Raw genomic sequence first — 6,104 nt, 5'->3', positions numbered from 1 at the left:
GACGACAACCATGCACCACCTGTCTCCTCTGTCCCGAAGGAAAGCACTATCTCTAATGCGRTCAGAGGGATGTCAAGACCTGGTAAGGTTCTTCGCGTTGCTTCGAATTAAACCACATACTCCACTGCTTGTGCGGGTCCCCGTCAATTCCTTTGAGTTTCAGTCTTGCGACCGTACTCCCCAGGCGGAATGCTTAATGTGTTAACTTCGGCACCAAGGGTATTGAAACCCCTAACACCTAGCATTCATCGTTTACGGCGTGGACTACCAGGGTATCTAATCCTGTTTGCTCCCCACGCTTTCGCGCCTCAGCGTCAGTTACAGCCCAGAAAGTCGCCTTCGCCACTGGTGTTCCTCCACATCTCTACGCATTTCACCGCTACACGTGGAATTCCACTTTCCTCTTCTGTACTCAAGTTAACCAGTTTCCAATGCGAACCAAGGTTGAGCCTTGGCCTTAAACATCAGACTTAATTAACCGCCTGCGCGCGCTTTACGCCCAATAATTCCGGACAACGCTTGCCCCCTACGTATTACCGCGGCTGCTGGCACGTAGTTAGCCGGGGCTTTCTTCTCAGGTACCGTCACCTTGAGAGCAGTTACTCTCCCAAGCGTTCTTCCCTGGCAACAGAGCTTTACGATCCGAAAACCTTCATCACTCACGCGGCGTTGCTCCGTCAGACTTTCGTCCATTGCGGAAGATTCCCTACTGCTGCCTCCCGTAGGAGTCTGGGCCGTGTCTCAGTCCCAGTGTGGCCGATCACCCTCTCAGGTCGGCTACGCATCGTCGCCTTGGTGAGCCGTTACCTCACCAACTAGCTAATGCGCCGCAGGTCCATCTATAAGTGACAGATTGCTCCGTCTTTCCCGATTCAGCCATGCGACCAAATCGTGTATCCGGTATTAGCATTCGTTTCCGAATGTTATCCCAGTCTTATAGGCAGGTTACCTACGTGTTACTCACCCGTCCGCCGCTAACCATCAGAAGTGCAAGCACTTCATCAAGTCCGCTCGACTTGCATGTATTAGGCACGCCGCCAGCGTTCGTCCTGAGCCAGGATCAAACTCTCCAAATTAGAAGTTTTATTACTTGGCAAAGCCAATGATAAAACCTTCAAGGTGTTTGACTTGCTCATTACTTAACTAGCTAATGTTCTTCTTGGCAGAGCCAATGAAGATCATTGATTTAAATCATTGTTTGGATTCGACGTGATCCATTTGTTCAGTTTTCAAAGAACTTGTTTGTCACATGTTTCGTTCGTGACAAGATCATATGTTACCAGCTTCTCTTCTTCGTGTCAAGCGTTCGTTTTACATTTTCTTATGTAATTCGTTTGCTTAATGCGTGTCTCAGAAGCACAAGAAATAATATACCATGTAGGCAAAGAGAATGCAACTTGTAGTTTTTTACAATTGCATATCATTATTTTTTAATACTCACTTGTAATCTTTAATGTCCTTTAATGATCAGCAACATCGATACTTACTATAGTAAGAAGTATTAATCCCTAATATAGAAAGAAGTCGAACCAGAGTAACCCCTTGGCTCGACTTCTTTTCTATCACTGCCCTGTTCAAACGAGGGCATCTCTACGAATTACTCATCACCAAGTAATCGTATAAGCTCAGCTTCATCGTCTATAACAGTGACACCTAAGTCACGTGCTTTAGTTAGTTTACTACCTGCGCTGTCACCCGCTACGACGAAGTCTGTCTTTTTCGAAACACTACCTGAGATCTTTGCTCCACATGCTTCAAGTCTACGTGCGGCTTCATCTCTCGTCATAGTCGGTAGCGTACCAGTTAGCACAACAGTCTTTCCACTAAAGACGCTATCCTGCCTAGCTACAACTAGCTTTTCTGCTTCAGCTTTAACCCCATACTCACGCATGCGTCTTATGCTCTCTATAATAAGAGGGTCTGAGAAGAAACCAACAATACTTTCCGCAACGATGCTACCGATATCGGACAACGTGATCAATTCTTCGGCATTTGCTCCCATGACGGCTTCGAGGTTTCCATAATGATCGGCGAGCATCTTAGTCGTTGCTTTTCCTGTATTAGGAATGCCTAATGCAAACAGGAAAGCAGCTAGATCACGATTCTTCGATTTTTCCAGAGCATCAAGAAGCTTCTGAGCCTTCTTCTCCCCGAATCGATCAAGCTTGATTAAATCATCAAACACTAGTGCATATAAATCGGCTGGATCGCGTAAACCACAATCTGCATAAAGTTGTTCTGCTGTCATAATGCTAAACGATTCGATGTCCATAGCATCTCGAGAAGCAAAATGAGTAATCCGTGCAATGATTTGTGGCCTGCATCCAAGCTTGTTGTTGCAGAACAAGTGTGCACCGCGTTGCTCAAGTTCTTCACCACAAGACGGACACTGATCTGGGAAGAGTATCTCTTGCCCTGGTTCATCATCTGCTTTACCCAATATTTCAGGTATAACGTCATTTGATCTTCGTATTGTGACTAATGTGCCGAGAGCATGCTTTAAATTTTTCCGTTCAATGTCACCAATATTGTTAAGTGTACAGTTCTGTACGGTTACACCAGCTAGCTCAACAGCTTCTACACGAGCAACTGGAGTAATTTTCCCCGTACGGCCAACTTCCCATGATACGGACTCTAGCACTGTTGAAGTTTCTTCTGCTTCAAACTTGAAAGCAACTGCCCATCTTGGGAACTTATCTGTATAACCCAGTGCTTCTCTTGTTCGCATATCTGTTAGCTTAACAACTGCACCATCTATTAAGAAGTCAAATGATTCACGCTTAGCAGCAACATCCGCTAATTCATTCTGAACTTCTGCCATCGTGGAGACATACTTGACGTACGGATTAACTTTGAACTTGTTATCCTTCAAAAACTGTTGCAACTCACTATGATTATTGAAAGTAACACCTTCAGCATAACCGATGTTATATATAAAAGCGTCGAGCTTCCGTTCAGCAGTCGTTTGCGGATTTAAGTTGCGCAGCGCACCTGCGGCAGCGTTCCGAGCATTTTTAAGCGGTTCTGCCGCCGTCAAATTATATTTTGCAAGCGTGGAAAGTCCCATAATACCTTCTCCCTGCACTTCAATAATGCCGTCTGTAAACGGAATCGTTAGAGGGAGAGAGCGAATCGTACGAACCTGCGGTAAAATACCTTCTCCGATAGTTCCGTTTCCACGCGTTGATGCTTGAATGAGTTCACCATTTTCATAAGTTAAATTAAGCGTTAACCCATCAAACTTCAGTTCAATTACATAGCTTGGATCCGGCAGAGGCTCTTGATCAGGATTTTTTGCATTATAATCAGTAATCGCCCGAATCACTCTTGCATTCCAAGCTAGTAGGTCTTCATTGTTCTGAGCTTTGTCCAAACTCCACAAACGAGCACGATGACGATGTGGTTCAAAACCTTTTAACAACTCACCACCCACACGAAGTGTTGGAGAATCCGGCTCGATTACACCTGTCTCTGTTTCCAACGAGACCAACTCGTCATAAAGTTTATCGTAATCTACATCGTTAATACTCGGCTCATCCATCGTGTAGTAGTAATAATTATGTTCGTTAATAAGAGCGATAAGGTCTTTCATTCGTTGTAACTGTCCGCCCACGAGTACACCCCCTTAAAAGAGTCATTTCTTTTGTTATTCGATTAGTTCTACGGTAAATCTTATTTATCCTCTATAAAAGATCTACTTCAAAATTAAAGCTTCGTTATAGGAGCGAATCCTGCTAACAACCGCTTAATCCCGACCGGTGCAGGGAAAGCGATTTGAAGTTCCATGTCGTTTCCTGTTCCTTTGACAGATACGATGACGCCTTCGCCCCATTTGCCATGAGAGACACGATCACCAGCACTATAGCTTCCAGTTGCAGAAGTAGCAGATCCACTTCCACCAGCCCCGACGCCGCCAGTAACAGTCACGCCCTTTGCTGTTCTAGCAGCATCAAATGGTGTGCTCACACGAACACCACCACCTACTCCACTAGGTGCGGTTCGGTTGCTTCCCGCTCCAAAACCTTGAGCGCGTGCTCCGCCACTTGTAGCTGATGAACCACTAGAGAAACTACGTCCAGCAGAGCGACCAGAACCACCAATTGTGCCCCCAGGAGAAACGGCTTCTCTAACAACATCCGGGATTTCATCTAGGAAACGTGAAGGCATGTTCATGCCCGTACGACCAAATAACGTCCTCATTCTTGCACAAGTTAGGTATAACCGCTTCTCAGCACGAGTTATTCCTACATAAGCAAGACGGCGTTCCTCTTCTAACTCTTCATTATCATTTAACGCACGGCTGTGAGGGAAAACCGATTCCTCCATACCTATAATAAATACAACTGGGAATTCAAGCCCCTTTGCACTATGCATAGTCATAAGCGTTACTGCATCGCTAGCTTTTTCTGCTTCTTCTTCATCCTTATTCATCGTATCAATATCAGCTATTAGAGCTAAGTCAGTCAAAAACGCGACCAATGAGCGATCATCATTACGTTTTTCGAAGTCCATTGTTACAGACAGAAACTCATCTATATTTTCTACACGAGCTTTTGACTCCAATGTATTCTCTCGTTGTAGTTCGATACGGTATTGAGATAACTCAAGAACTTTTTCCGTTAGTTCAGTTACTGTCAAATAATCGACCATTGACGTCAAATTGAAGATGAGCTCGTAGAACTCTTTTAGCAGCGTTCTTGTACGCCCATTGATCTCCAAATCTCCAAGGTCCGATAACACTCGGAAAACAGATGTCCCTCTGCGAGTCGCTTCATCTTCAAGCTTGCCCACTGTTGTGTCCCCGATACCCCGCTTCGGTACATTAATAATACGTGTTAAGCTAATATCATCATCTGGATTGGAAATTAGCTTCAAGTAGCCTAATAGATCCTTGATCTCTTTACGATCATAGAACTTGATTCCGCCTACGATTTGATAAGGGATATCCGATTTGATCAAAATTTCCTCGATTACCCGTGACTGTGCATTCGTTCGATAAAGGATAGCATGATCGGTGAAGCGACGACCCTTGTTCACATTTTTCCGAATTTCACCTGTTACGAAATAACCTTCGTCATGCTCTGAATCCGCTTGGTAGAATGAGATGAGATCGCCAGGTCCCTGATCAGTCCACAACTTCTTAGGCTTGCGTCCTGTATTTCGTTTGATAACCGCATTAGCTGCATCAAGAATATTGGCAGTAGAACGGTAATTTTGCTCCAGCATGATCGTCCGAGCTTCAGGATAATCACTTTCAAAATTCATAATGTTCGTAATATCTGCCCCACGCCAACGGTAGATCGACTGATCACTGTCACCAACTACGCAAATATTATGATGTTTATCCGCAAGCATGCGGCAAAGCATATATTGTGCTCGGTTCGTATCTTGATACTCATCAACATGAATGTAGCGAAACTTGTTTTGGTAGAAGTCTAGAACTTCAGGCACTTCTTGAAACAATTTAATCGTCATCATGATCAAATCGTCGAAATCAAGTGAGTTATTGCTTCTTAGACGCTTTTGATACATCGCATATACTTTAGCCACGATGCCCTCGAAATAATCGCCAACTTTCTCCTCAAAGCGTTGTACGGAGATCAATTCATTTTTTGCCCCGCTAATAGAAGCTTGTACTGCTTTCGGTTCGATTTTTTTTGTATCGATGTTAAGGTCCTTCATACAATTGCGAATAACTGATAGTTGGTCCGATGAATCCAAAATAGAGAAGCTAGAATTAAACCCAATCCGGTCAATATCTTTACGCAATATACGTACGCACATGGAGTGGAAGGTCGATACCCATATATCACGTCCCGACGGTCCTACCAAAGCACTTACCCGATCTTGCATTTCTCTTGATGCTTTATTCGTAAACGTAATGGCAAGAATACTCCATGGTGCCACTCGTTTTTTCTCAATAATATACGCAATACGATGCGTTAACACACGTGTCTTGCCACTACCCGCTCCTGCCATAATCAACAACGGCCCATCCGTCGCTTGAACTGCGTCACGTTGTGGTGGATTTAACCTCTGCACCGCTTCATCAATACTGATATGATTGAACATCGTTCGACTCCTTTGTTCGCCATTTGTTCGCC

2 protein-coding genes and 1 rRNA gene are annotated in these 6,104 nt (G+C 44.4%); all 3 read right to left on the bottom strand.

Going from position 1 to position 6,104, the window contains the following annotated elements:
* Positions 1–1,076, bottom strand: a 16S ribosomal RNA gene (locus I6N90_RS22990); the annotation flags it as partial.
* 521 nt (positions 1,077–1,597) lie between these two features.
* Positions 1,598–3,592, bottom strand: coding sequence for an NAD-dependent DNA ligase LigA (gene ligA / locus I6N90_RS22985; RefSeq protein WP_197938120.1), 1,995 nt, complete (start codon positions 3,590–3,592; stop codon positions 1,598–1,600).
* 113 nt (positions 3,593–3,705) lie between these two features.
* The gene (pcrA, locus tag I6N90_RS22980; RefSeq protein WP_197938093.1) at positions 3,706–6,072 is read right to left on the bottom strand and encodes a DNA helicase PcrA; all 2,367 of its coding nucleotides are present in this window, start codon (positions 6,070–6,072) and stop codon (positions 3,706–3,708) included.
* Between the last annotated feature and the right edge of the window lie 32 nt (positions 6,073–6,104).

Source organism: Paenibacillus sp. GSMTC-2017, from assembly GCF_016019935.1.
Classification (GTDB): Bacteria; Bacillota; Bacilli; order Paenibacillales; family Paenibacillaceae; genus Pristimantibacillus.
Note: the sequence above shows the minus strand (reverse complement) of the source record. Positions and strands in the feature narration are given on the sequence as shown.

Coding starts and splice junctions, on each gene's coding strand:
- ligA (WP_197938120.1), bottom strand. CDS start 3,592: ATGAAAGACCTTATCGCTCTTATTAACGAACATAATTATTACTACTAC.
- pcrA (WP_197938093.1), bottom strand. CDS start 6,072: ATGTTCAATCATATCAGTATTGATGAAGCGGTGCAGAGGTTAAATCCA.